This is a genomic window from Halomonas sp. DP8Y7-1 (assembly GCF_019801685.1).
Taxonomy (GTDB): domain Bacteria; phylum Pseudomonadota; class Gammaproteobacteria; order Pseudomonadales; family Halomonadaceae; genus Halomonas; species Halomonas litopenaei_A.
The window spans coordinates 127,195-152,490 of sequence record NZ_JAHVIN010000004.1 but is presented as its reverse complement, the minus strand read 5'-3'; the positions used below and the strand labels follow the sequence as shown (position 1 = coordinate 152,490).

20 protein-coding genes are annotated in these 25,296 nt (G+C 63.7%); 15 read left to right on the top strand and 5 right to left on the bottom strand.

What is annotated here, in order from left to right:
• The first annotated feature begins 72 nt into the window (after positions 1–72).
• The 3 genes from hemN (at position 73) to KUV41_RS05275 (ending at position 4,671) form a co-directional block, all read left to right on the top strand.
• The gene (gene hemN, locus KUV41_RS05285) at positions 73–1,458 is read left to right on the top strand and encodes an oxygen-independent coproporphyrinogen III oxidase (protein WP_222484862.1); all 1,386 of its coding nucleotides are present in this window, start codon (positions 73–75) and stop codon (positions 1,456–1,458) included.
• Positions 1,459–1,692: 234 nt separating this feature from the next.
• A complete protein-coding gene (locus KUV41_RS05280; RefSeq protein WP_222484743.1) occupies positions 1,693–3,804 on the top strand; it encodes an adenosylcobalamin-dependent ribonucleoside-diphosphate reductase in 2,112 nt (703 codons plus the stop codon).
• A gap of 81 nt (positions 3,805–3,885) precedes the next feature.
• A complete protein-coding gene (locus tag KUV41_RS05275) occupies positions 3,886–4,671 on the top strand; it encodes a ribonucleoside-diphosphate reductase (protein WP_222484742.1) in 786 nt (261 codons plus the stop codon).
• A 387-nt stretch (positions 4,672–5,058) separates the two neighbouring features.
• Here the strand turns inward: KUV41_RS05275 and KUV41_RS05270 are convergent, their stop codons facing one another.
• Together KUV41_RS05270 and KUV41_RS05265 are read right to left on the bottom strand one after the other, a co-directional pair.
• On the bottom strand, positions 5,059–6,555 hold the full coding sequence (locus KUV41_RS05270) for a CoA-acylating methylmalonate-semialdehyde dehydrogenase (RefSeq protein ID WP_222484740.1): 1,497 nt from the start codon (positions 6,553–6,555) through the stop codon (positions 5,059–5,061).
• A gap of 217 nt (positions 6,556–6,772) precedes the next feature.
• On the bottom strand, positions 6,773–8,053 hold the full coding sequence (locus tag KUV41_RS05265; protein ID WP_308126692.1) for an aminotransferase class III-fold pyridoxal phosphate-dependent enzyme: 1,281 nt from the start codon (positions 8,051–8,053) through the stop codon (positions 6,773–6,775).
• Between the two features lie 428 nt (positions 8,054–8,481).
• Between KUV41_RS05265 and KUV41_RS05260 the strand changes: the two genes are divergently transcribed.
• From KUV41_RS05260 to KUV41_RS05225, 8 genes are all read left to right on the top strand, one after another.
• Complete coding sequence (locus tag KUV41_RS05260) at positions 8,482–9,258, top strand: FadR/GntR family transcriptional regulator (RefSeq protein ID WP_409995511.1); 777 nt, start codon at positions 8,482–8,484, stop codon at positions 9,256–9,258.
• A 131-nt stretch (positions 9,259–9,389) separates the two neighbouring features.
• Positions 9,390–10,583, top strand: coding sequence for an ABC transporter substrate-binding protein (locus KUV41_RS05255; RefSeq protein WP_206943734.1), 1,194 nt, complete (start codon positions 9,390–9,392; stop codon positions 10,581–10,583).
• Positions 10,584–10,640: 57 nt separating this feature from the next.
• Positions 10,641–11,501 carry a branched-chain amino acid ABC transporter permease gene (locus tag KUV41_RS05250; protein ID WP_206943736.1) on the top strand — a complete coding sequence of 287 codons (861 nt, stop codon included), beginning with the start codon at positions 10,641–10,643 and terminating at the stop codon, positions 11,499–11,501.
• A 1-nt stretch (position 11,502) separates the two neighbouring features.
• Positions 11,503–12,528 (top strand): branched-chain amino acid ABC transporter permease, encoded by a 1,026-nt coding sequence (locus tag KUV41_RS05245; RefSeq protein WP_224851947.1) that lies wholly within the window; start codon positions 11,503–11,505, stop codon positions 12,526–12,528.
• Positions 12,525–13,301, top strand: coding sequence for an ABC transporter ATP-binding protein (locus tag KUV41_RS05240; RefSeq protein ID WP_206943738.1), 777 nt, complete (start codon positions 12,525–12,527; stop codon positions 13,299–13,301). The genes KUV41_RS05245 and KUV41_RS05240 overlap by 4 nt, the downstream gene beginning before the upstream one ends.
• Entirely contained in the window at positions 13,301–13,996 is a 696-nt protein-coding gene (locus KUV41_RS05235) for an ABC transporter ATP-binding protein (protein WP_206943740.1), read from the top strand. The genes KUV41_RS05240 and KUV41_RS05235 overlap by 1 nt, the downstream gene beginning before the upstream one ends.
• A 111-nt stretch (positions 13,997–14,107) precedes the next feature.
• Positions 14,108–15,409, top strand: a complete 1,302-nt coding sequence (locus KUV41_RS05230; RefSeq protein ID WP_222162411.1) for a Zn-dependent hydrolase — start codon at positions 14,108–14,110, stop codon at positions 15,407–15,409.
• Positions 15,406–16,833 carry an amidase gene (locus tag KUV41_RS05225; protein WP_222484739.1) on the top strand — a complete coding sequence of 476 codons (1,428 nt, stop codon included), beginning with the start codon at positions 15,406–15,408 and terminating at the stop codon, positions 16,831–16,833. The genes KUV41_RS05230 and KUV41_RS05225 overlap by 4 nt, the downstream gene beginning before the upstream one ends.
• 198 nt (positions 16,834–17,031) lie before the next feature.
• On the opposite strand, the gene KUV41_RS05220 is transcribed toward KUV41_RS05225, so the two are convergent.
• Both KUV41_RS05220 and KUV41_RS05215 read right to left on the bottom strand, forming a co-directional pair.
• On the bottom strand, positions 17,032–18,690 hold the full coding sequence (locus KUV41_RS05220; protein ID WP_222484738.1) for a thiamine pyrophosphate-binding protein: 1,659 nt from the start codon (positions 18,688–18,690) through the stop codon (positions 17,032–17,034).
• Between the two features lie 13 nt (positions 18,691–18,703).
• Positions 18,704–19,021, bottom strand: coding sequence for an NIPSNAP family protein (locus tag KUV41_RS05215; RefSeq protein ID WP_206943748.1), 318 nt, complete (start codon positions 19,019–19,021; stop codon positions 18,704–18,706).
• A gap of 395 nt (positions 19,022–19,416) precedes the next feature.
• On the opposite strand from KUV41_RS05215, the gene yiaK reads away from it, so the two are divergent.
• The 4 genes from yiaK (at position 19,417) to KUV41_RS05195 (ending at position 23,874) form a co-directional block, all read left to right on the top strand.
• A complete protein-coding gene (gene yiaK / locus KUV41_RS05210; protein WP_222484737.1) occupies positions 19,417–20,430 on the top strand; it encodes a 3-dehydro-L-gulonate 2-dehydrogenase in 1,014 nt (337 codons plus the stop codon).
• A gap of 343 nt (positions 20,431–20,773) precedes the next feature.
• Entirely contained in the window at positions 20,774–21,745 is a 972-nt protein-coding gene (locus tag KUV41_RS05205; RefSeq protein WP_222238993.1) for a Bug family tripartite tricarboxylate transporter substrate binding protein, read from the top strand.
• Positions 21,746–21,794: 49 nt separating this feature from the next.
• The gene (locus KUV41_RS05200; protein ID WP_222484728.1) at positions 21,795–22,355 is read left to right on the top strand and encodes a tripartite tricarboxylate transporter TctB family protein; all 561 of its coding nucleotides are present in this window, start codon (positions 21,795–21,797) and stop codon (positions 22,353–22,355) included.
• A 4-nt stretch (positions 22,356–22,359) separates the two neighbouring features.
• A complete protein-coding gene (locus tag KUV41_RS05195) occupies positions 22,360–23,874 on the top strand; it encodes a tripartite tricarboxylate transporter permease (RefSeq protein WP_206943756.1) in 1,515 nt (504 codons plus the stop codon).
• Positions 23,875–24,041: 167 nt separating this feature from the next.
• On the opposite strand, the gene hmpA is transcribed toward KUV41_RS05195, so the two are convergent.
• Entirely contained in the window at positions 24,042–25,214 is a 1,173-nt protein-coding gene (gene hmpA / locus KUV41_RS05190) for an NO-inducible flavohemoprotein (protein ID WP_222484726.1), read from the bottom strand.
• Positions 25,215–25,296: the final 82 nt, after the last annotated feature.

The following is a 25,296-nucleotide window of genomic DNA, read 5'->3' as shown; positions in this document are numbered from 1 at the left end:
CAAGCCGAGATGACGTGAGACAATGCCGACAGATGCCGCCGTCGGGCGGTCGTGTCATGAGAGGCCTTGTCGATGTCATCCGATGTATTGCCGTTTCAGCGCAGCCTGGTCGAAAAGTATGATCTCCCCGGCCCGCGCTACACTTCCTACCCCACCGCGCCAAATTTCCATGCGGGCTTCGGTGTCGATGACTACCGACAGGCGGTACAACGCAGCCAGCAAGGAACGCCAAAGCCGCTCTCGGTGTACGTGCACGTGCCCTTCTGCGAAAGCCTCTGCTACTACTGCGCCTGCTCCAAGATCATTACCCACAATCGCGAGCGTGCCGCCGAATATCTGGGCCTGCTCAAGCGCGAGATCGCCCTGCAGGCCGAACTGTTCGATGGCCAGCGTGAACTGGCTCAGCTGCACCTGGGCGGAGGGACCCCCACCTTTCTGACTAACGCTCAGTTGGCTGGGCTGATCGACAGCCTGGCGCAACACTTTTCCTTCGCCCCAATGTCCCGTCGTGAATTTTCGCTGGAAGTGGACCCGCGCACGGTAACGCCCCAGCAGATACATGAATTGCGGGCCATGGGCTTCAATCGGTTGAGCTTCGGCATTCAGGACTTCGACCCCCTGGTGCAGAAGGCGGTGAATCGGCTGCAGAGCGAGGCCCAGGTAGCGGCGCTGATGGATGCCGCCCGGGAGGCGGACTTCGCCTCGGTGTCGGTGGATCTGATCTACGGGCTGCCGCTACAGACCCGCGACAGCTTCGATACCACGCTGGCCAAGGTGGTGGCCCTCAGGCCCGATCGTATCGCCGCCTACAGCTATGCTCACCTGCCGTCGCTGTTCAAGGCGCAGCGGCTGATCCGTGACGAGGACATGCCGCCGCCTGGGCGTAAACTAGAACTGCTCGAGCTGACCATCGAGCGGCTGACCCAGGCGGGCTACGTCTATATCGGCATGGATCATTTTGCCTTGCCCGAGGATGAGCTCAGTCTGGCCCGTGAGAATGGCACCCTGCAGCGCAATTTCCAGGGCTACTCGACCCATGCCCAGTGCGACATGATCGGCCTGGGGGTGACGTCCATCGGCAAGGTGGGCGATGCCTACAGCCAGAACGTCAAGACCACCGCCGAATACGCCGAGCACCTTGAGGCCGGGCGGCTGCCGGTGCTGCGTGGTTACCGACTGACCGCGGAGGACCAGCTGCGCGCAGAGCTGATCACTGCCCTGATGTGCCACGGCGAGGTACGCTTTGCCGAGTTCGAAGATCGTCATGGTATCCACTTTCAGCAGCACTTCGCGGCGGCGTTGAACCAGCTGGAAGAGATGCGCGAGGACGACTTGATCGAGATCAAGCAGGACGCACTCAGGGTGCGCCCGGCAGGCCGGCTGATGATGCGCAATCTGGCCATGGCCTTCGACGCCTACCTGGTGGCGGAAAGTGGGCGCTTCTCCCGTACCGTCTAGGATGCGCCGGACGGTTGGCGTCCCCGCCAGGTCCTCGCCGGTCCAGGCGTGACCGTTTATGCGCCAAAGGCAATTTAAAAACCGGGCCTTCCGTGTCCGGTTTTTTCGTTTATATTGTGCCGCCGGCCAAAAATTTAACTATATCTAGTAGAGCGATCGACCTTGGCCGTAACGCGCGTCGACGCCCTTGTTACCTCGTTTCTTTGCCGGCAATTTCATCGGAGACATGTGTTCATGACCACATCCGCCAAGGCCGCCGCCCTGTCGCAGGAGGTTCCCATGCAGGGTCCCTCGTATGATATCTGGGATGCCAAGTACCGCTTGAAGGACCGTCACGGCCAGCCCGTGGATAGCGACCTCCAGGCCACCTGGGAGCGCGTGGCCAAGGCGCTGGCTGCTGTAGAGGGCGAGGCCGCTGACACCTGGTTGCCAAAGTTTCGCTGGGCCTTGGAGAACGGTGCCGTACCGGCGGGCCGGATCACCTCCAACGCCGGCGCCGAGGGCTACAAGCCCGCCGTCAGCCTGATCAACTGCACCGTGTCCCGCACCATCCGCGACTCCATGCACGACATCCTCGACAGCGTGGTGGACGCCGGCATGACCCTCAAGGCCGGCTGCGGCATCGGCTACGAGTTTTCCACCCTGCGCCACAAGGGAGCCTTCGTGTTCGGTGCTGGTGCCGGCACCAATGGCCCCCTGGCGTTCATGGATATCTACGACAAGATGTGTTTCACCGTGGCCTCCGCCGGGGGGCGCCGCGGCGCTCAGATGGGCACCTTCGACGTTGGCCATCCCGATGTTCGCGAGTTTATCGAGGCCAAGCGTGAAGCCGGTCGACTGCGCCAGTTCAACCTCAGCCTGCTGATCACCGACGAGTTCATGGAGGCGGTGAAAGAGGACGCCGACTGGCCGCTGGCCTTCCCCCTGCACTCGGGCGAAAAGGGCGATATCGAGGACAAGGACCTGATCTACCGTGACTGGCCGCTGATCGAGGACGGCTACACGGTGGACGCCGAAGGGCGCGTGGCCTGCCGCGTGGTCGAGGTGATCAAGGCGCGCGAGCTGTGGGACACCATCATGCGTTCCACCTACGACTACGCCGAGCCTGGCTTCATCCTGATCGACCAGGTCAATCGCATGAACAACAACTGGTTCTGCGAAGAGATCCGCGCCACCAACCCCTGTGGGGAGCAGCCGTTGCCACCGGAAGGGGCCTGCCTGCTGGGCTCGATCAACCTGACTCGCTTCGTGATCGACCCGTTTGGTGAGGCGCCGCGGTTTGACTGGGACAAGTACCGACAGGTGGTCGCCGTTTTCACCCGCATGCTCGACAACGTGGTCGAGATCAGCGGCCTGCCGCTGTCCGGCCAGCGTCGCGAGATCGAGGCCAAGCGCCGCCATGGTATGGGCTTTCTGGGACTGGGATCGACCATGACCATGCTCAAGATGCCCTATGGCAGCGCCGAATCGCTGGTCTTTACCGAGGAGGTCAGTCGGGTGTTGGCCGTGGAGGGCTGGAAGCAGGCGCTGGAGCTGTCCCGCGAGAAGGGCATGGCGCCGGTTCTCGAACAGGAGTTCGAGCTGACCCCCAGGATGCTGCGTGAACGTCCAGAATTGAGCCGCGATGGTTACGAGGCCGGCGACAAGGTGCCAGGCCGCATCCTGCATGCCCGCTACAGCCGCTATATGCAGAAGATCGCCGAGGTCGAGCCTGAACTGGTGGCGCAGCTGGCCGAGCATGGGGCGCGCTTCACCCATCACTCCTCGATTGCCCCCACTGGCACCATCAGCCTGTCGCTGGGCAATAATGCCTCCAACGGTATCGAGCCGTCGTTCTCTCATCGCTACTTCCGTAACGTCATCCAGGCGGGCAAGAAGACCAAGGAGCAGGTCGAGGTGGTGTCCTTCGAGCTGGCCGCCTATCGTCACTTCATGCACGCCGAGGCGGTAGAGAGCGACCTGCCGGATTACTTCATCACCGCCGATGCGGTGACACCCAAGCAGCACGTGGCGGTGCAGGCCGCCGCCCAGGCCTGGGTCGACTCGGCGATCTCCAAGACGGTCAACGTGCCCACCGACTTTGCCTTCGAGGCGTTCAAGGACCTGTATCTGGACGCCTACCAGAGCCGCCTCAAGGGCTGTACCACCTTCCGCTTCAATCCGGAGGCCTTCCAGGGCGTGCTGGTGCGCGAGGATGACCTCAAGAACACCACCTACGTGTTCGAGCTGGAGAACGGCGAGACCCTCGAACTCAAGGGCGACGAGACGGTGATCTACGACGGCGAGGAGCACAATGCCGCCAACCTCTACGACGCCTTGAAGGAGGGGACCTATGGCAAGTGGTAACGCCCGGGGCGAAAGGTCGTTGCGTGGTGGCCGGCGCCTGTGGGCACCGCGTCTGAATCATCTTTGTGGAGGAGCCTGCTGATGGCTGTCGAAATCACATCCAAGATCGTGGGCTACCGGGTCAAGAGCGAAGAGGCCCCTGCGGCCCCGGTGCCGCCCCCTCTGCCCGAAGAAAACCCGCTGACCATGCGCATTCCCTCGCGCCCCGAGGGGACGCTTGAGGCGGTGTCCGAGAAGATTTCCTACGTCGGCGCCGAAGGCCGCAAGAAGGTCTACCTGCTGGTGTCCTTTATGCCGGTGGAAGGGGTGCTGAACGGACAGCGCGTGATCATCGAGCGCCCGGTGGAGTTCTTCTTTCCCTCCGGTCAGCTGTCCAGCGAACACCAGTGGATCACCGCCACCATGCGCAGCCTGTCGTTGGCCGCCCGCGGCGGCTACGTCACCCAGGCGGTGGCCGATCTGCGCAAGGTGGCCTGGGACAAGGGCCTGGTGCGTTGCGGCATGAACCGCTGGAACAAGCCGATGTTCCACGACTCCGAGGTCGCCGCGATTGCCTGGTCGATCCAGCAGATCCTCTATCGCCGCGGCTTCCTCGATATCGACGGCAACCAGATTCCGGTAGAGGAACTGGTCAGCCGCTATGCCAGGCGTCAGGCCTCCGGTCACGGCTGGTTCCCCGCCGAGGTCGAGGACGAGACCCCGAGCGGCGCGGTCGAGCCCTTGGATGGCAAGCCCGTCGTGGATGGCGCAGGTGAAGGCGCCGGCCCCGCGGTGGTTGGCCACTGCCCCGAGTGTCGCGGCGAGCTGATCATGATGGACGGTTGCCCCACCTGCTACGCCGGCTGCGGCTGGTCAAAGTGCGGCTAGTCGAAGTGCGGCTAAACAAAGCGTGGCTAAACAAAGCGCGGCTAAAGCAAGGTATGGCCAAACGATGACCCAACTGTCGCCAAACTATGGCTCAACTATGGCCAAACCAGGCATGACTCATTTGGCGTCATGGCCGTCGCCGCCGTTGCGACGCTGACAGGTAGCAGGTGAACGTGGCTTTCCGCGAGCGAACAGCAAGCCTGACGAGAGGGTAGTGCGCCGACAAGGGTGTGGATAAGTGTGCGGGCTGGCTGTGAATAAGCGTGTGGTAATCGGTGGAAGGGCTGTGCAAGGGATTTGTTCGCCGCTCGGCGTGGAGTGACAATAGCGTGTGACGGCAAAAGAAAACGGGCCCCTGAGGGCCCGTTGTTGTATCGAATGCAGGGGTTACTGTCCGCCGGAAGGGAAGTTGAACTCAGCCTTGGCGGTCTCGAAGGAGGATGGCCAGCGCTGGGACACGGCCTTGCGGCGAGTATAGAAGCGCACCGCGTCAGGGCCGTAGGCATGCAGGTCACCAAACAGCGAGCGCTTCCAGCCACCGAAGCTGTGGCTTGCCACCGGTACCGGCAGCGGCACGTTGATGCCGACCATGCCAACCTCGATAGCATCGGTGAAGCGGCGTGCCGCTTCACCGTCACGGGTGAACAGGCAGGTGCCGTTGCCGTACTCGTGGGCGTTGGTCAGGTCGATGGCTTCATCCAGGCTCGATACCCGCACCACGCACAGCACCGGGCCGAAGATTTCTTCTGCATAGATGGTCATCTGCGGGGTAACCCGGTCGAACAGGCAGCCGCCGACGAAGAAGCCGTCTTCATGGCCTGGCACCACCAGGTCGCGCCCATCGGCGACCAGGTCGGCGCCTTCGTGAATGCCCTTCTCGATATAGCCGAGCACCTTGTCACGATGCTGGGCGGTGACCAGGGCACCCATGTCCAGGCCCTTGTCGGTGCCGGGGCCGATCTTCAGCGCGGCGATCTTCGGCGTCATCGCCTCGATCAAGCGATCAGCGGTGTCATCGCCGACACACACCGCCACCGAAATGGCCATGCAGCGTTCGCCAGCGCTGCCGAAGGCAGCCCCCATCAGGGTGTTGGCGGCATTGTCGATATCGGCGTCGGGCAGCACGATGGCGTGGTTCTTGGCGCCACCGAGGGCCTGCACGCGCTTGCCGCTTTCGGCGCCACGGCGGTAGATGGTTTCGGCGATGGGAGTGGAGCCAACAAAGGAAATGGCCTTCACGTCGGGGGCATCCAGCAGCGCCTCCACGGTCTCACGGCCACCTTGTACGACGCTCATGATGCCCTGGGGCAGGCCCGCCTCTTCCAGCAGCTTGGCGACCGCGACCGCCGCGGAGGGGTCCTTTTCGGAAGGCTTGAGGATAAAGGCGTTGCCGCAGGCAATCGCCATCGGGTACATCCACAGCGGCACCATGGCCGGGAAGTTGAACGGCGTGATGCCCGCGACGACCCCCAGCGGCTGAAAGTTGGAGAACGCGTCAATGGAGGGGCCCACGTTGTGGGAGTATTCGCCCTTGAGCAGTTCCGGTACGCCGCAGGCGTATTCCACGTTCTCGATACCGCGCTTGAGCTCGCCCATGGCGTCTTCGACGGTCTTGCCGTGTTCCTCGCTGATCAGCTGGACCAGACGCTCGGCGTCGCGCTCCAGCAGCGCCTTGAACCGGTACATCACCTGAGCACGCTTGGCTGGCGGGGTGTCGCGCCAGGCCGGGAAGGCGGCCTTGGCTGCCTCGATGGCGGCCTGCACGGTGGTGGCATCGCCCTCGGCCACCTGGCGGATGGTAGCGCCGGTGGCGGGATTGGTGACCGGCAAGGTGCGGCTGGACTCCAGGTCCTGGCCATTGATCCAGTGACTGACGTATTCCATTGAAGACCTCTTGTCTTGAAGGGTGATGTCTGGACGCTGGGTCCAGCAACGATATCGGTGTGAACAGTGGCCACAGGCAGGCATGACACCTGCCTGTGGATAATGCTGTGAATGATGGGTGTAAAGGTTGTCCACAGGCTGTCGATGTGGCGTGGATAACCGTTCATGCTACTCACCCGTCAGCGCTGATGTTTGCCCCCTGGGGCGCGCAATGTGCTTACGCCAGGCGGTCGAGGGTGGTGGCCACGGCGTCGAACAGTCGCTCGAGCTCTGCCTCTGTGGTGCCGAAAGGAGGACCAAACTGCAGGGTATCGCCGCCAAAGCGCACGTAGAAACCCGCTTCCCACAGGGCCAGATGTGCGTCCCTTGGGCGAATGCTCGGGTCGCCGTCCCGTGGTGCCAGCTGGATCGCTCCGGCCAGGCCATAGTTGCGGATATCGACCACATGGGGGCGACCCTTCAAGGCATGCAGACGGTCCTCGAAGGCGGGGGCGATGGCTCTGACCTGGCCGGGAAAGTCTTCCCGCTCCAACAGTTCCAGCGAGGCCAGGGCCGCGGCACAGGCCACTGGATGTCCGCTGTAGGTGTAGCCATGGGTGAATTCGATGGCGTGCTCGGCACCGCCTGCGTGCATGAAGGTGTCGAAGATCTCGTTGGACGCAATCACCGCGCCCATGGGCACCGCACCGTTGGTGATCTGCTTGGCCACCGTCATCAGGTCTGGCGTCACCCCGAAGGCCTCGGCTCCGGTACGGGCACCGCTACGCCCGAAGGCGGTGATGACCTCGTCGAAGATCAGCAGGATATCGTGGGCCGAGCAGATCTCGCGCAGACGATCCAGATAGCCCTTCGGCGGAACGATGACGCCGGCGGAGCCTGACATCGGTTCGACGATCACCGCCGCGATGTTGGAGGCGTCGTGCAGGGCGATCTGCTCGAGCAGGGCGTCGGCCAGCTCTGCCCCGGTGTCGGCCTGGCCGCGGGTGAAGGCCAGTGACGGTTGCAGGGTATGGGGCAGGTGGCTGGCGTCCATCAGCTGGCCGTAGTGCTTGCGGTTGCCGCCGATCCCGCCAAGGCTGGTGCCGCCGACATTGACCCCGTGGTAGCCCTTGGCGCGGCCAATCATGCGGGTCTTTTCCGGGCGTCCCTTGAGGCGCCAGTAGGCCTTGGCCATCTTCAACGCGGTATCGGCGGACTCGGAGCCAGAGTCAGTGAAGAACACATGGTCGAGCCCCTTGGGGGTCAGACTGGCGACCTTTTCCGCCAGCTTGAAGGCCAGCGGGTGGGACACCTGGAAGCTCGGCGCATAGTCGAGGCTGCCTAGCTGCTGGGCCACCGCCTGCTGAATCTCAACCCGGTTGTGACCGGCGCCGCAGGTCCAGAGGCCTGACAGGGAATCAAACAGCCGACGCCCGCGATCGTCGATGAAGTAGCGACCCTCGGCCCCGTGGATCAGCCGTGGGTGAGCGTGGAAGTCCCGGTTGGCGGTGAACGGCATCCAGTAGTGATGGTTCAGGTCGCTGTTATCCGCTTTCTCTGCGGTGGCGTCGGGGCGAGTCTCCAGAGTGTCGAAGGTCAGCATGGTGGGTCTCCTGTCAGCCGCCTGGGGCCGGGGCCTGGTGGTCATGGCCTGTCGTTGTCGTGGTCTAGCTGTCTTATTGGGTCTGTCTTGTCCGGGCTGTCTTGTTCGGGCTGTCTTGTCCGGACTGTCTAGGTCAGGCTAAGCGCCGAACGGTGATAGCCGGATGGTCGTGACATAACGGCAGCATGGCGGCTGTAGAAAGTTGATAAAACACCACTCTGTTTTCGCTTAGGTAAGTAAATCTAAACGTAATTGGGTCTGCTGGCGTTGGCATAAATTGACTTGACCAATTCGCGCATTGGGACTAATCCTTATATTTATTCGAATAAATGACCGAGATGCCCGTGCCGACTTCTTTTCCCCAGCGCCGTCAGAAGCTCGCCGACCTGATCTGCGAGGACATCAAGCAGAAGATCGTGATGGAGAACCTGTCGCCAGGGGACCGGCTGCCCAACGAAAAAGCCCTGATGGAGCGCTATGAATGCGCCAAGGGCACGATTCGTGAGGCCCTCAGGGTGCTTGAGGTAGAGGGGCTGGTGGTGCTGAAGACGGGGCCAGGCGGTGGCGCGATCATCCGAGAAGTGACCATCGACCCGGCCTGCCGCGCGCTGCGCAACTTTCTGCACTTTCAGCACGTGGATGGCAGCCAGGTCTATCAGCTGCGTCGGATGGTAGAAGTGGAGGTCGCGGTAGCGGCCATGGATCATCTTGATGAGGCCGGACGTGAGCGGCTGCGTGACAACATCGCCCACTGCCAGCGGCCCCATGAAGATGAACTGAGCCAGCGCCAGCACCGCATGCTGGAGCTCGAGTTCCACAACATTCTGGCGGAGTACTGTCCCAATCCGCTGCTGCGTTTCATGAGCACCTTTCTCAACGATCTACTGCGCGACCTGGTGGTGATCAAGAAGGCCTATCGGCCGGAACGTCATGCCTTTGATGAGTCCAACATTCGCTACCACATCGCCCTGATGGAAGCCTTTGACAACGGTGACCGTGAAGCGGTGCGCCGTCTTATGTTCGAGCACATGTGTGATGCCGAGCACCACATGTCGGCCCTGGAAGGCGAGATGGCCAACCAGTTTCTGGTGTCGCCCGAGGTGCTGGGCGAAAGCGGCTGATCCCGTTTAGCCCGATCCGGCGACAGCCCACAGCGACCTATAACAACAACAGCGTCCCTTATAACAACAACCAAGCCACCCACGTCAGCGACCCCTCATCCACTCCGATGACGTCGACAAGAGGAATAACAATGACAGTGCGCAAGACACCCCTTCTGCTTTCCGCCCTGGCCCTTGGACTCGTGGCCCAGCCGTTGCTGGCCCAGGATCAGGAACCACTGACCTTCTACGGCGTGAAGTCGCTGTCTGGCGCCTTCGCCAGTTATGGCAAGTACGCCGAAATGGGGTCTCGCCTGGCGGTGGAAGAAGCCAGAACGTCCCTGGGACGTGATATCGACTACGTCAGCCTGGACACCGAAGGCAATGCCGGCCGGGCCATCCGCAAGGTGCAGGAAGCCATCAACCAGGATGGGGCCCGCTTGTTCAACGGCGCCACTCTTTCCTCCACCGCATTGGCGGTAGGCAAGGAAGTGGCTGGCGTCGAGGGGGTGTTCATGACGCCTGCCGGCGCCGACGAACTGACCGGCACCGAGTGCAACGCCTCCACCTTCCGCTGGTCGGTGCCGACCTACGGCGCCATTCGCGAAACTCTGGTGCCGTTGATGGAAGCGCTGCCCGAGGCCAAGCGGTTCTATACCATCACCCCGGAATATGTGTTCGGCGAGGCGCTGCTCGACAACGCCAAGGCCGTCTTCGAGGAAGCCGGTGTCGAGCACGTGGGCAACAGCTATCACTCGCTGCAGGAGCAGGAATTCTCCGGCTACCTGACCAACGCCATGGCGGCCTCTCCTGATGTACTGGTGCTGCTCAACTTTGGCGCCCAGTCCTCCAACGCCCTGCGCCAGGCACGCAACTTCGGCCTCAATGATCAGATGGATATTCTGATGGTGTGGTCGGCGGGCCTGGACCAGTTCGAAGAGCTGGGTGCCGCCAATGTCGAAGGCATCTACTTCGGCGCCCAGTACTGGCACGAGGTGGATACACCCTTCAACAACGAGCTGGTGGCAGCGGTGCGCGACGCCTATGACATCACGCCCACCTATCCGCTGGCAGCGGACTACACCATGACGCGGGTGATGCTGGAGGTCGCCGATCAGAGCGGGGCCAGCACAGGTCCGGCGCTGATCGAAGCCCTGGAGGGGTACACCTATCAAGGGCCGACCGGCGAAGAAACCATCCGAGCGTCTGACCATCAGGTCATCAAGGATTACTACCTGCTCCAGGGTAAGGCTCAGGACGAGATGGACGATGACGATGACTATGCCGACGTGATCAGCGCCGGCCAGTCCTTTGTCGCCCCCGAAGATTCGCCCTGCCAGCTGTAAGGCAGCCCTCGTCCGTCTGCCGGGGGCGCCGCCCTCGGCATTCCAGGAGCCGCGACCATGCTTAATGTCTATCTGTTCCAGGTCCTTAACGGCCTGGGGCTCGGAATGATCTATTTTCTGATTTCGGTGGGATTGACGCTGATCTTCGGCCTGCTGAACTTCGTCAACTTCGCCCATGGAGCCTTCTTCCTGGTCGGCTCCTACCTCTGCTACACCCTGGTCAGCCTGACCGGCAACTTCTGGCTGGCCCTGGTGGCGGGACCGCTGTTGGTCGCGCTGCTGGCCTGGGCGCTGGAGCGTAGCCTGATCCAGCGTATCTACCACTTGCCGCATACCTTTCAGATCCTGGTGACGCTAGGCATCGCCCTGATCATTCAGGAACTGTCGATCATGATCTGGGGGCCGGTGGGCAAGAGCATTCCCACCCCGGAAGCCCTGCAGGGCGTGGTGCGCATCGGCAACTTTGCCTACCCCTACTACCGACTGTTCCTGATCGGCTTCAGTGCCCTGGTCGCCGTCGTGCTGTGGCTGCTGCTGGAGCGGACCCGTTTCGGCGCCCTGGTCCGGGCCGGCAGTGAGTCCACCGAGATGGTGTCGCTGCTGGGCTCCAACATCTTTCGCCTGTTCTCGGTCACCTTTGCCCTGGGAGTGGGCCTGGCGGGATTGGCCGGGGTGCTGTCGGCCCCCCTGCGCGGGGCCCATCCGTTCATCGGCCCCGAGGTTCTGGGGCTGGCGTTCGTGGTGGTGGTGATCGGTGGCATGGGCTCCTTCAGCGGTGCCCTGGTGGCGGGATTGATCGTGGGCGTGGTGCAGAGCTTGATGACCTCGCTGTGGCCACAAGGCGCAAGCCTGATGATCTACGCCGCCATGGCGGTGGTGATTCTGCTGCGTCCCCACGGACTGTTCGGGAGAGCATGAGATGATGACCAAGACTCTGGAACCTACCAGCACCGCCGCGCGCCCAAGCCGGTTCAAGGGCCGCCTGGGAGCGGGGACGACGTTGGCCATGCTGGCGGTGATGGTGCTGCTGCCGGTGGTGCTGCCGTCGGCGACCCTGGCGACCGAGATTCTGATCTTTGCCATGGCCGCGCTGGCCTGCAATCTGCTGCTCGGCTTTACCGGTCTGCTGTCCTTTGGCCAGGCCATCTTCTTCGGTGCGGGGGCCTATATCAGTGCCCTGGCGATGATCCACCTCAATGCCGGGCTGGTCGGTGCCCTGTTGATTGCGGTGGTGGTGGGCGCCGTGCTGGCGCTGGGTGTCGGCATGCTGTGCATCCGTCGCAAAGGCATCTACTTTGTGATGCTCACCCTGGCCCTGACCCAGATGGCCTACTTCCTGGCCTACACCTTGAGTGACTGGACCGGTGGCGACAACGGCCTGCTCGACGTGCCACGTCCCCCCCTGGCAGTGGGCGACACCACCCTGATCAGCTTCGACTCACCGCTGGCCTTCTATGCGCTGGTTGCGGTGCTGTTTGCGGTCATCTACGTGGTGGCACGACGCATCACCGACTCTCCCTTCGGCAGCACCCTGCTGGCGATCCGCGAGAACGAACAGCGCGCCTCGGCGCTGGGGTATGACACCCGGCTGTTCAAGGTCATGGTGTTCGTGCTGTCCGGGGGAATCACCGCCCTCGCCGGTGCCCTTTACGGCATGCTGCTGAACTTCGTGCCGCTGTCGAACATCGAGCTGTTGATGTCCGAACAGATCCTGATCATGACCATCATCGGCGGCACCGGCTCGCTGTTCGGCTCACTGCTGGGCGCCGGCGCGATCGTCTTGCTGGGTGATCTGCTGTCATCGATCTGGCCGCGCTGGATGCTGCTGCTCGGGGTGGCCCTGATCGCGGTGGTGATCTTTATGCGAGGTGGTCTGTGGGGCGGCCTGTCCAGCCTGCTGGAACGTCGTAGCAAGCGCACCGATGGCAAGGAGGGCGACCAATGACCACGCAAACCTCGCGTCCCGGCGCCGACACTCTGCTGGAAACCCGTGACCTGGTGCTCGCCTATGGAGCCTTCCACGCCGTGGATGGTGTCAACCTGCGTATCGGCAAGGGCAAGATCCATACCGTGATCGGGCCCAACGGGGCAGGCAAGACCAGCCTGTTCCACTGCCTGACCGGCGAGCGCCGTCCCAGCGCTGGCAAGATCCTGCTGGAGGGGAGAGACATCACCCGCGAGCCAGCCCATGGCCGAGTGGGGCTTGGCATGTCGCGCTCGTTTCAGGTGACCAGCCTGTTTCAGGAGCTGAGCGTGCACGAGAACCTGCGGCTGGCGGCCCAGGGGGTCGACGGTTGGCGCGCCCTCAATTTCTGGCAACGCCTGAACAAGCGTCGCGAGCACCTGGCTCGAGCGGACGAGATTCTCGAACGCATTGGTCTGTCAGGCCGTGCCGGGGTGGCCGCGGGCGAGCTGTCCCATGGCCAGCAGCGCATTCTCGAGGTCGGCATGGCGATCTGCCCGCGACCACGCCTGCTATTGCTCGATGAGCCGACCTCAGGGATGGGCATCGACGATATCCCCAGCATGACCACGCTGATCGGCGAGCTGGGCCGAGACCACAGCATTCTGTTGATCGAACACAACATGAGCATCGTGATGTCGATCAGCGACACCATCACCGTCATGAACCGGGGGCAGGTGCTGGTGGAGGGCGACCCCCACAGCGTGCGCAATGATGCCCGTGTCAGAGACGCCTATCTGGGAGAAGCCGCCTGATGCTCGAGTTGACGGATATTCACAGCTATTACGGCAAGAGCCACGTCCTGGAAGGGGTATCGCTTACGGTCGGTGAAGGCGAGCTGGTGACGCTGCTGGGACGTAACGGTGCGGGCAAGACCACGACCTTGAAAAGCATCATGGGCCTGGTCGATACGCCGACCGGCAGCATCAGCCTGCGAGGCACGCCGCTGCTTGGCCAGGCACCGTTCCAGATTGCTCGCCAGGGCGTGGCGCTGGTGCCGGAGCATCGTGGCATCTTCAGCATTCTCAGCGTCGAAGAGAACCTGCAGATCGCCGTTCGCCGCGGCAGTCGCTGGCAGATGGAAGATATCTTTCGCTGGTTCCCCCGCCTCGAGGAGCGGCGACGCAATCGCGGCAACGCTCTGTCCGGCGGCGAGCAGCAGATGCTGGCGATTGCCCGGGCGCTGCTCAACGATCCCCAGATCCTGCTGCTGGACGAGCCCACCGAGGGCCTGGCGCCAGTCATCGTCGACGAGATCGTCAAGATCCTCAAGGCCATTCGCGGCGAGGGACTGTCGGTACTGCTGGTCGAACAGAATCTGCGGGTCTGCGAAGAGGTGGCCGATCGCCACTATATCCTCGAACAGGGCCAGATCGTCTACACCGGCAGCGCCGATGATTTTCGTGACGATCCCGCGGTACGTGACCGTTATCTGGCCCTCAGCGCCTGACCTGGCGACGCCCCGGCCGCGGCGTTCGGCTGGGGCCACGCTACACCCTCAGGACCCAGCGTCACCGCTCCCCCTGGGGCGCTGAAACAGCACAATGACAAGGATACTCTGATGACAGCAACCGTCACTTCCCCGGCAGCCGCAGCGACTGCCACCCTGGCCTGCGATGGCGAGCGCCTGTGGGCCTCACTGATGTCCCTGGCAGAGCTGGGTGCCACTCCCAAGGGCGGCGTCAATCGCCAGGCCCTGACCGAGCTCGACCGCCAGGCCCGTGACCTGTTTATCGGCTGGTGCCAAGCGGAGGGCATGAGCGTGCGTATCGACGCCATCGGCAACATCGTGGCGCGTCGCGAGGGCAGTGAACCCGACCTGCCGGCGGTCATGACCGGCAGCCATATTGATACCCAGCCCACCGGTGGCAAGTTCGATGGCTGCTTCGGCGTGCTGGCGGGGCTTGAGGTGGTCCGTACCCTCAATCAGCATGCCATCACCACCCGTGCACCCATCGACGTGGTCGCCTGGACCAACGAAGAAGGCTGCCGCTTTCCGCCCTGCATGATGGGTTCGGGAGTCTATGCCGGCCAGCTGGGTCTGGACGACATGCTGTCTCGCCAGGACGACGCTGGCGTCAGTGTGGGCGAGGCCCTGGATGCCATCGGCTATCGCGGCAGCGATCGGCTGGACCCTTCTGCGGTCAAGGCCTACTTCGAGGCGCATATCGAGCAAGGGCCCCTGCTCGAGGATACCGACACCACCCTGGGAGTGGTCATCGGTGCACTTGGCCAGAAATGGTTTGATCTGACCCTGACCGGCGTCGAAGCCCACGCCGGACCGACGCCCATGCATCTGCGCAAGGATGCGCTGGTGGGTGCCGCCGAGATTACCGTCGCGATCAACCGCATGGCGCGCGACGCGGCCCCCCACGGGCGCGGTACGGTCGGTGTGATGCAGCCCCATCCCGGGTCGCGCAACGTCATTCCTGGGCAGGTCAAGATGACCGTCGACCTGCGACACCTGGACCCGCTGACCCTTGAGACGATGGCGACCCAGCTGGCTGAGGTGGTGCAGGAGGTCAGCCAGCGTCATGGTCTGGCGGCAGAACTGACGCCCACCGCCGATTTTCCGCCGGAGGCCTTCGACGATAGCTGCATCGAGGCCGTGCGTGCCGGTGCCAAGGCCCACGGGCTCAGCCATATGGACATCGTCAGTGGCGCGGGCCACGACGCCATCTTCGTGGGACGGGTGGCGCCGGCGGCGATGATTTTTGTGCCCTGCAAGGATGGTATCAGTCACAACGAAAGCGAGTATGCCAAGCCGGAGGAGCTCAAGGCCGGCTGCGATGTGCTGTTGCACGCCATGCTCGAGAGCGCCGGTGATGGCAGTGCCGCCGCTGACCAGGGAGGCCAGGCATGAGCCATGAGGCTGCAGTGACGACCGGCCTGGCGGCGGAGCTTGCTGATCTGGGAGCGACCCAGGCGCTTGAGGCTTATCGCCGCGGCGATTGCACGCCCACCCAGGTCATCGCAGATTGCCTGTCGCGCATCGCCCGCGACAACCCACGGGTCAACGCTTTCTCCCATGTGGCGGGGGACGATGCCCTGGCGGCCGCCGAGGCGTCGACCCAGCGCTGGCAACAGGGCAGGCCGTGCGGGCCATTGGACGGCGTGCCGGTGACCATCAAGGACCTGACGTTGACCCAGGGCATGCCGACGCGGCTGGGCTCACGTACCAGCGATGCCCATGCTCCTGCCGCTGTCGATGCCCCGGTATCGCGCTTTCTGCGCGAGGCCGGCGCCATCATCGTTGGCAAGACCTTGTCGCCGGAATTCGGCTGGAAGGGGGTGACCGATAACCCGCTGCATGGCATCTGTCGCAATCCCTGGGATACCCGTCTGACCCCAGGGGGCTCGTCGGGAGGAGCCGGGGCGGCGGCGGCACTCAACCTTGGCATGCTGCATCAGGGGAGCGATGCCGGTGGCTCGATCCGTATTCCCTGCAGCTTTACCGGCACCTTTGGCATCAAACCCACCTTTGGCTGGGTGCCCCAGTGGCCCTCCAGCGCCATGAGTACCCTGTCCCACCTGGGGCCCATGACTCGCTCTGTGGAAGACAGTGCCCTGATGATGCGCTTGCTGGCACAGCCGGACAGCCGCGATGGCTATGCGGGGCCGCGTTGCCCCATCGACTGGCAGGCGCCGCGGCCTGATCACCTGCGCGGCGTTCGGGTCGCGATCAGTCTCGACCTTGGCTATGTCGAGGTAGCGCCGGACATTCGCCAGGGCGTCATCCGCGCCGCAGCGCTGCTGCAGGACCTGGGCGCCAGTGTCGAGTGGGTCGATCCGGGGTTCGCCGATCCCATCGAGACCTTCAATACCCTGTGGTTTGCCGGGGCTTCCCAGGTGCTGGAGAGACTCGATGAGTCGCAGCAGGCCATGCTGGATCCCGGTTTCCTCGAGATCGCCCGACGCGGCACCGGAATTTCCCTGTCGCAGTATCTGGCCGCCCGTCGTCATCGCAGCGAGCTGGCCGCCGCCATGGGGGAGTTCCATCAACGCTATGACCTGCTGGTGACTCCGACCATGCCGATCTCGCCGTTTGCCGCCGGCCACAACGTACCCCCGGGCGGGCCTTACCGGGAGTGGATGGACTGGACCCCCTTCACCTATCCCTTCAACCTCACCCAACAGCCCGCCGCCTCCTTGCCCTGCGGGCTGGACGAGCAGGGACTGCCGATGGGGCTGCACCTGGTCGGACCGAAGTTCGCTGATGACCGAGTGATGCAGGTGGCGGCGCTGCTGGAGTCACGTCTGCCACGCCTGACACCGCCGCGTCCCTGACCCAGGCCTTTATCCAGGTATTGAGCTTGACCTGCCTCAGCCACCGCCTTTTCCTCCAGGGCGTTGGCGGCGCTGGATGGGTCCCTTGCACGCCAAAGGCCCGGCCGTCTGATCGACGGCCGGGCCTTTGGTCTTAGCTGTCCAGCCGTTGGCGCGCAGCGGGTCAGCGCGTCGGTCGGCTTTGCCAGCACGCTCGCCTCAGGGATTGAGCTGTTCCAGGGTCAGCCGGGGAGACAGGGCCTGGCGATCCTGGCGCAGCTCCAGCAGAGCCGGGGAGGCACTGCGCCGGGTATGCTCCAGGGCACGTGACAGGGCGTCCGCGAAGGCGTCATCGTGGTCCACGGTTTCGCCGAAGACGCCATAGGCGCGGGCCAGGGCAGCAAAGTCTGGATTGACCAGATCGGTGGCGGACGGCCGCCGTGGGTAGCGCTTCTGCTGATGCATGCGAATGGTGCCGTACATGCCGTTGTTGATCACCAGAATCACCACCGCAGCGCCATACTGGCAGGCGGTGCCCAGCTCCTGGGAGACCATCTGGAAACAGCCGTCGCCGGCCAGGCAGATGGCATCCCGCTCTGGATGGCGCAACTTGGCGGCAATGGCGGCGGGCAAGCCATAGCCCATGGAGCCCGAGGTAGGGGCAAGCTGGGTGCGAAAGCCGCGATAGCGGTAGTAGCGGTGCAGCCAGGCGGAGTAGTTGCCGGCGCCATTGGTCAGGATGGCGTCATCACCCAGCACCTCATTGAGCCGTGCAATGACGTTCTCCATACGTAGCGCGCCTGGCGTGGGCTCCGGCTGTTGCCAGCTGGCGTAGTCGTCGCGGGCGGCGCGGACCCAGGCGCCGCGCTCGACGCTGGGCGCCTCGGCCGCTGCCGCCAGCTGCTCGATCATCGCCCCCGCACACGCGACCACCGCCAGCTCAGGACGGTAGACCCGTCCAAGTTCGCTGGGATCGGCATGCACGTGGATCAGCCGCTGACGTGGCAGCGGTGGCGTCAGCAGGGTGTAGCCGCTGGTGGTCATCTCGCCCAGGCGCGCCCCAAGGGCCAGGATCAGGTCGGCATCACGGACCCGCTGGGCCAGCGCCGGGTTGATGCCGATGCCCACGTCGCCGACGTAGTTCGGATGGCGATTGTCCAGGTAGTCCTGGCAGCGAAAGGAGGCGCCGACGGGGAGTTCGCACAGGCGTGCAAAATGGCCGAGCGCTTCGGCGGCGCGAGCCGACCAGCCGCCGCCTCCGACGATGACCAGTGGGCGTTCGGCACTGCCAATGGCGCGCATCACTGCCTGCACGTCGTGCTGCGCGGCGAGTCCGCTAGGCAGGGTGGCAGCAGGCACTGGCGCCGCATCACAGTCTGACGACAGCATGTCTTCCGGCAGGCCCAGCACCACCGGGCCAGGCCTCCCGCTCTGGGCCACGTGGAAGGCGTGACTGATGTATTCCGGCAGGCGGTCGACCCGATCGATATTGGCGACCCACTTGGCCAGGGGCGAGAACATGGCGACCAGGTCGACCTCCTGAAAGGCCTCGCGATCGCGCTGGTCGCTCGCCACCTGGCCAACGAACAGCACCATGGGCGTGGAATCCTGATAGGCCACGTGCACGCCGCTGGCGGCGTTGGTGGCGCCCGGGCCGCGGGTCACAAAGGCGACGCCAGGGCGCCCGCTCAACTTGCCATCGGCCTCTGCCATCATCGCAGCCCCACCTTCCTGGCGGGCGACAATGGTCTCGATCTCGGCCTCGTGGAGGGCATCCAGCGCTGCCAGATAGCTTTCGCCGGGCACACAGAATACCCGCTCGACCCGCTGCTGCTGCAGCGCCTTGACCAGGGCGAGTCCACCGTGGGGATGGGTCATGAAACCTCCTGGCTCAGAGCGGTGAGAAGCGGGTGGAGCGCAACAGCTTGTTGGTCTGATGCTGGACGTTACCGGCCTCGGCGCTTTTCTTGCGATAGGCGATCCATTCGGGGTCCTGTTCCATGGCCGTGCGACGGCGCTCCCGGTCCGCCGCGGAGGCATACCCCCACAGGTGCACCACCTGGTTCTGTGGTCCGGTCTCGGTGACGAAGTAGCCGATCAGATTGCCCAAATGGCGCTGCTGGATGGGCAAACCCTCGCGTTCGTAGAGCTCGAGAAAGGCGTTCAAGCGGCCGGGGACCATGGTGTAGGTGCGGTGGTCGACGATCATGGGATCTCCTGGTGGGGCACGATGGGTGAGGCATTCATTTGTCAATATTTGTAGTACATATGATTAATTCGTGCGAGTACGACCATGGTGGAAGGTGGAGGCAGCGAAGGTAGGAAAGGGTGTTTCGTAGCAGCGATAAAGCAGAGATAAGCTAGCGATAAAGCAGAGTTAAGGTGGCGATCTGGTAGCGATAGGGGGGTAATAGCGCCGCCCGGTCGGGACGCGGGGTTGCCGAAGGGACGTCGTTGCTGGTCGCTGCTTCACTAAAGTCGCATTTCGTTGTGCGGTGGCCCCGTCTATGTTGCTCATACAGCAACTTTGTATGATGTAGTACTTAATCTTCGCTGGCGGTGCTGGTCCTGAGCGGCGAGGCACCACCCTCAAGGAGAGGTTCGATGACTCAGGTCACCTTTGACGAGCTGCGCTCGCGTTTGGCCGCAGTGCTGAATGCGGCGGGCCTGGCGCCGGAAGATGCCGAGCTGTGCGCGCGCATTCATGCTGAAAGTACTCGTGACGGGGTGGTCTCCCACGGTGTTGGCCGCATTCCGCGTTTCGTCGATTACCTGAACAAGGGGTGGGTCGATCCGGCTGCTCGGCTGAGCCTGGTGCAACGATTGGGCGCCCTGGAAGTCTTCGACGGCCACTTTGGGATTGGCGTTCGCCACGCACTCGACGCCACCGAGCGGGCCATGGAGTTGGCCTCCGAGCATGGCATGGGGCTGGTCGCCGTGCGCAATACCACCCACTGGATGCGCGGCGGCAGCTATGGCTGGCATGCGGTCGAGCGGGGATTTGCCGCGATCATGTGGACCAACACCGAATCCTGCATGCCCGCCTGGGGGGCCGCCAGCCAGAGTATCGGCAACAACCCGTTGGTCATGGCGGTGCCTGCAGAGCAGGGCCCCATGGTGCTGGACATGGCCATGTCGCAGTTCTCCTACGGCAAGCTGAACAGCCTGGCCCTGGCCGGCGAGTCCTTGCCGGTGGACGGTGGCTTCGACCAGGCGGGACAGCTCAGTCGCGATCCTGGCGCCATCGCTGAGTCGCGGCGCCTGCTGCCTGCGGGCTACTGGAAGGGATCTGGCCTGGCGATGCTGCTGGACGTGATGGCGGCGCTATTGTCCCAGGGCAACCCCACCCATCATATCGATACCCTGGGACGCGGCAGCGGTGGCGGCGCCTCCCAGGTATTTCTGGTCTTCGACCCGCGCAAGCTGGCCGGACTCGAGGCCTGCAATGCGCTGGTCGAAGGGCTTGCCGGCCACCTGGCCGACGCCGTGCCGGTGGACGCGGGCCGGCCGCCCCGCTGGCCGGGACAATCCACCGGAAATAGGCGCCACGCAGACAACGACAGCCTGCTCGACGTGCCCGATGACCTGTGGCAGGCCGTTCTCGCCTTACCTGCATAAAGCGTTTAGGGACGCGCTGAATAAATGTTACGAGCGATGATAGGTCGGCAGCCGCCGGAGCGGAAAGACCGGAGTTTACAAGCGGTTAAATGAGGATCTTGAGCACCGCCGGCAGCCGAGATGTCGAGCACAGTAATTTATGCAGTGTTTCCCTAGGTAAAGCGCCTGGAAAAGAGGTTCCTGAACCGGCCGTCGTCAAGCGGCAATGTTTCAGGGCAGGCCAGTATCCGCTTCCACCGGCCCCCGGTGCAGGGCCATCAGTGTAACGCCAGCAGTCGCACCGCCAGCAATCACAATGCCAACAGACCCAAATCGCCAACAACAACGGCAAGGAGTGAACAAGATGCGCAAGTTGATGAGCGTGGCCCTGGGAGGCCTGATCGTTGTCGCCAGTGCCAGCGCGCAGGCCGACTACCCCCAGCGTGATATCCGCATGATCGTGCCCTGGGGCGCCGGCGGCGGCACCGATGGCATCGTCCGCAAGATCTCCAATCTTGCCGAAGCGTCCCTCGATGGCACCATCTATGTCGAGAACATCGAGGGTGGGATGAGTGCCAATGGTCTGGTCCAGACGCTGGGAGCCCGGCCCGACGGCTACACCCTGGTGGCGCTGACCTACGACAGCGTGGTGACGATTCCCTGGCAGGGGATGCTGGCCGGCTTTGATATCGACAAGCTCGACCTGATTGCGCGTATTACCAGTGAACCCGATGCCATCGTGGTGCCCGCAGACTCGGACTATGCCAGCCTGGAGGCGTTGATCGACGCTGCCAAGGCGGCCCCCGGAGAGGTGCGCGCGGGTATTCAGAACATGGGCTCGCGTACCCACCTGACCCTGCTGCAACTGCAGGACCAGGCCGACGTGTCGTTCAAGATCGTGTCCTATCCCGGCGGTGCCGCGCCCCAGAAGGAAGCCCTGCTCAACGGCGAGGTGGACTTTGCACTGACCAGCTTAGGCGATTTTGAGTCGTTGATTTCCGCCGGCAACGCCAAGGGCCTAGTGGAGTTCACCGACGTCCAGAGCGAGAGCTTCCCTGATGTGCCCCCTGCCAGTGAGCTGGGCTACGACATCCAGATGGGCAGCTTTGTCATTCTGGCCGCGCCGGCCAACACGCCGGAAGACGCCCTGACGGCCCTGGAAGCGGCCTATCAGCAGGCCTATGACAGTGAAGAGTTTCAGACCTGGCTGGTCGACGTAGGGGTCACCCCCAACTGGCTGGGTGCCGACGAGGTCGAGGCCTGGGCAGAAGATACCCAGGCAGAGCTGTTCGCGCGGATGGATGAGCTCAAGGAAGCCGGCCTGATTGGCCAGTGAGTCTCGGTTGCCGTCGGGCGCCGGCGGCAACCCTTGTGAGGATGTTGCCATGAAACTGCTGCTACGGGCGGGAGGTTGGCTGGGTGGGCGGCGAGGTGTTGTCGCCTGCCTGCTGGCAGTGACCCTGATCTACCTGGTAGAAGCCTTCAAGATTGCGCCACCACTGCATAATGGTGCACTGACCGCGTCGTTCTTTCCGGTGCTTCTGGGCGTTGTCATGCTGCTGGCGCTGGCCTTCGTCGTGCGTGCCGACCGCCACGCTGACGGTGACAGCGCAGAGGACGAGGCCCCGATGAGCGAGTCTGACCAGGAGGCGACTCAAGCGGCGACTCAAGCGGCGACTTCGGGCGAGCCGGCACCGGCATCAATCTGGCAGGGCGCCCTGGCGGTGACCCTGGCGACCGGTCTCTATATCAGTCTGTTTGCCAGCGTCGGCTACTTTCTTTCTACCTTTGCCTACGCCTTCTCCATGATGCTGATCTTTGGCGCGGGCCGTCCTGCGCTTCGCAGCCTGGGCTTCAAGGCGCTGGTGGCGGCGGTCATCGCGTTACTGGGATACGCCCTGTTCGAATTGGTGTTCCAGGTGCGTCTGCCGACGCTGTGGAGGTGACGGCATGGATTACCTGATCGAACTGTCCAAGGGCTTCGCGGTGCTGATGCAGCCGGATATCCTGCCCTACCTGATCGGTGGCTACCTGATCGGTACCTTCTTTGGTGCGGTGCCGGGGCTGACCTCGATGCTGGCCATCGCGCTGCTGCTGCCGTTGACCTATAGCCTCGACATCACCGCCGCGCTGGTGGCCTGTGCGGGCATCTTCATGGCCGGGATGTGCAGCGGCAGCATCACCGCGACGACCATAAATATTCCCGGCGCCCCGGCCTCGATGATGACGGCGATCGAGGGCTATCCGTTGCAGCAGCGCGGCCAGGGCGCCAAGGCGCTGGGGCACGCGGCGCTGGCGTCGATGATCGGCGGCGCTATCGGGGCCCTGCTGCTGATGGTCATGGCACCCCTGGCAACGGATGCCGCGCTGCTGATTCGTACCCCCGGCAAGTTCTCGCTGATTGCCTTTGCGCTGATCGTGATCGTGATCTCTCAGCGCGGGGCCATCTCCAAGGGGCTGGTCGCGACCACCCTGGGGGTGATGGTGGCCACTGTCGGCATCGACGTGATGCAGCCGATTACCCGCTTCACCTTTGGTACTGGGGTACTGATGCAGGGCATCGACATCATGCCGCTGGTCATCGGCGCCTTTGCCGTCAGCGAGCTGTTGGTGCAGTCGCAGAATCGTGCCAAGCGTACCGTCGAGCGGGATGCGATCAAGGCCAGCGCCATTCGCCGCCGCGACTTTATTCCACCGTGGAAAGAGGTGCGCGAGATCGGTCTCTATCGCTATCTCAAGTCGGCCATGATCGGCTACAGCGTCGGTGTATTGCCCGGTGCGGGAGGCTCCATGGCGGCCTTCGTGGCTTACGCAGAGTCCATGCGCAGCTCACGCCACCCGGAGAAGTATGGCAAGGGCTCGGTAGAAGGTATCGCCGCCGCGGAAGGGGCCAATAATGCGATGTGCAGCGGGGCCTTCGTGCCGATGCTGTCGTTCGGCATTCCCGGTGACCCGACCACCGCCATTGTGCTGGGGGTTTTGGTGGTCAACGGCCTGCAGCCGGGGCCACAGTTCCTCGACAGCCAGCTAGCGCTGGTGGCACCGATGTTCATGGCCCTGCTGGTATCTGCGCTGGTGCTGGTGCCCCTGACCCTGTACGTGCTGGGGCCGTATTTCGTGCGCATCGTCTCCATCCGGCGCGACGTGCTGTACGCCAGTATTGCCGTAGTGGCCTTGGTGGGCTGCTATGTGGCGACCTATTCGGTGTTCCAGATGGGCCTTGCCCTGGTATTCGGCGTGCTGGCCTTCCTGCTGCGGCGCCAGGGCTACCCGGTGGCCTGCCTGTTGCTGGGCTTTGTGCTGGGGCCGAGCCTGGAGGAGTACTGTCGGCGCTCACTGTCGCTGTCTGACGGCAATCCGCTGATCTTCCTTACCAGTCCAGACAGTCTGTTCTTCCTGGCACTGACCGGCGTGTTCTATTACTTCATGGTGATAAGAAAGCCGGAAGCCCGTCAGCACGCTTGAGGCGCTGGTCCAGCCACCGTCGCCGTCTTGTATCTGCCAGCAGGCCGCGCTCTGATCCCAGAGCGCGGCTTTTTTATGGATGACGGCGTCGCAGAGGAAGCTTTGTTGATAGCGCTTTGGCGCTAACGCAACGGTGCTAAAGCGACGGTGACGAAGATCGACAGGGGTCAGGCCGCGTGCAGCGGGCGCGAGGGACCAAAGTGCTCGTAGTGGCGCTGCTCAGGGGCAATACCCAGGGCGGCCAGGTGGCTGTCGATGGCACTCATGAAGGGCCCAGGGCCGACAAAATAGCACTGGGTATCGGCACCCGGCAGCAGTCGGGCGAGCAGAGCCTGTTCAAGGCGTCCCGTGATATCACCGTCGTCTCCATGATCATAGGCACAGATCCGCGTCATCAGCGTCGGGTACTCCCTCACCAGGGCGTCCACTTCGCTGCGAAAGGCGTGGTGGTGGATATCCCTTGCCGCATGGACATAGCACAGCCGGCGGCCCTGGCTGAGCGCCTGGCGTGCCAGCGGCAGCATCGGCGTCTGGCCCACGCCACCGCTGATCAGCATCACCGGCCTATCACTATTGTCCAGCGTCAACTCTCCGGCGGGAGGCAACAGCGCCAGGGTGTCGCCAACCTGCATCTGCTGGTGCAGGTAGTTGCTGACCCGTCCGCCTGGCTCCTGCTTGACCGAGATGCGGTAATCGCAGCCGTTGGGGCTGCCGGACAGGCTGTAATGGCGGTGGACGGTCTCGCCGTCGATGCGCAGTTGCAGTCCGATGTACTGACCCGGCAGCGCATCGGCGACCGGCTGACCATCGCAAGGTGCCAGGATGAAGGAGCGAATGACCTCACACTCGCGCTGGATATGGGCAATGCGAAACTCGCGCAGTCCCTGCCAGCCACCGGGGCGGCCAGCGAAGGCCTGATAGCGCTCGGCCTCTGCCGCGATCAGCAGCTCGGCCAGGTCGCCATACAGGGCTCCCCAGGCGTCAGCGATCTCGGCGGTGACGGCATCGCCCAGGACGTCGCCGATGGCGGCCATCAGGCACTCGCCAACGATGGGGTACTGCTCGGGCTGGATGCCCAGTGAGACATGCTTGCTGATGACGGATTGCATCTGCTGGCGTACCGCCTCGGGTTGCTGGCGCAGCCCCACGTAGGCGAGCACTCCCCGTGCCAGGGCCTTGGGCTGGCCGCCGTCGGCCTGGTGGGCCTGGTTGAACACCGCCTTGACCTCTGGGTAGCGCTCGAACATCAGCGGGTAGAAGCGGGCAGTAATGGCGTCCAGATGCTCGGCGACCAGCGGGGCGGTAGCATCGATGATGGCGTCTTGGGCAGCTGTAGTCATGGTAGGTCCTGTCAGGGAAATGGGGTGACGAAGGTGCCGTGCATCCTTCATCTTGGCGTCTTGGCGCTGTCGTATCGGAGGC

Excerpts from the sequence above, each read along its gene's own strand:
- KUV41_RS05280 (WP_222484743.1), top strand. The coding sequence starts at position 1,693 with ATGACCACATCCGCCAAGGCCGCCGCCCTGTCGCAGGAGGTTCCCATG.
- KUV41_RS05265 (WP_308126692.1), bottom strand. The coding sequence starts at position 8,053 with ATGCCGTTCACCGCCAACCGGGACTTCCACGCTCACCCACGGCTGATC.
- KUV41_RS05240 (WP_206943738.1), top strand. The coding sequence starts at position 12,525 with ATGACCACGCAAACCTCGCGTCCCGGCGCCGACACTCTGCTGGAAACC.
- KUV41_RS05270 (WP_222484740.1), bottom strand. The coding sequence starts at position 6,555 with ATGGAATACGTCAGTCACTGGATCAATGGCCAGGACCTGGAGTCCAGC.
- KUV41_RS05195 (WP_206943756.1), top strand. The coding sequence starts at position 22,360 with ATGGATTACCTGATCGAACTGTCCAAGGGCTTCGCGGTGCTGATGCAG.
- KUV41_RS05220 (WP_222484738.1), bottom strand. The coding sequence starts at position 18,690 with ATGACCCATCCCCACGGTGGACTCGCCCTGGTCAAGGCGCTGCAGCAG.
- KUV41_RS05255 (WP_206943734.1), top strand. The coding sequence starts at position 9,390 with ATGACAGTGCGCAAGACACCCCTTCTGCTTTCCGCCCTGGCCCTTGGA.
- KUV41_RS05200 (WP_222484728.1), top strand. The coding sequence starts at position 21,795 with ATGAAACTGCTGCTACGGGCGGGAGGTTGGCTGGGTGGGCGGCGAGGT.
- KUV41_RS05230 (WP_222162411.1), top strand. The coding sequence starts at position 14,108 with ATGACAGCAACCGTCACTTCCCCGGCAGCCGCAGCGACTGCCACCCTG.
- hmpA (WP_222484726.1), bottom strand. The coding sequence starts at position 25,214 with ATGACTACAGCTGCCCAAGACGCCATCATCGATGCTACCGCCCCGCTG.
- KUV41_RS05250 (WP_206943736.1), top strand. The coding sequence starts at position 10,641 with ATGCTTAATGTCTATCTGTTCCAGGTCCTTAACGGCCTGGGGCTCGGA.
- KUV41_RS05235 (WP_206943740.1), top strand. The coding sequence starts at position 13,301 with ATGCTCGAGTTGACGGATATTCACAGCTATTACGGCAAGAGCCACGTC.
- KUV41_RS05205 (WP_222238993.1), top strand. The coding sequence starts at position 20,774 with ATGCGCAAGTTGATGAGCGTGGCCCTGGGAGGCCTGATCGTTGTCGCC.
- KUV41_RS05215 (WP_206943748.1), bottom strand. The coding sequence starts at position 19,021 with ATGATCGTCGACCACCGCACCTACACCATGGTCCCCGGCCGCTTGAAC.
- KUV41_RS05245 (WP_224851947.1), top strand. The coding sequence starts at position 11,503 with ATGATGACCAAGACTCTGGAACCTACCAGCACCGCCGCGCGCCCAAGC.
- yiaK (WP_222484737.1), top strand. The coding sequence starts at position 19,417 with ATGACTCAGGTCACCTTTGACGAGCTGCGCTCGCGTTTGGCCGCAGTG.
- KUV41_RS05225 (WP_222484739.1), top strand. The coding sequence starts at position 15,406 with ATGAGCCATGAGGCTGCAGTGACGACCGGCCTGGCGGCGGAGCTTGCT.
- KUV41_RS05275 (WP_222484742.1), top strand. The coding sequence starts at position 3,886 with ATGGCTGTCGAAATCACATCCAAGATCGTGGGCTACCGGGTCAAGAGC.
- hemN (WP_222484862.1), top strand. The coding sequence starts at position 73 with ATGTCATCCGATGTATTGCCGTTTCAGCGCAGCCTGGTCGAAAAGTAT.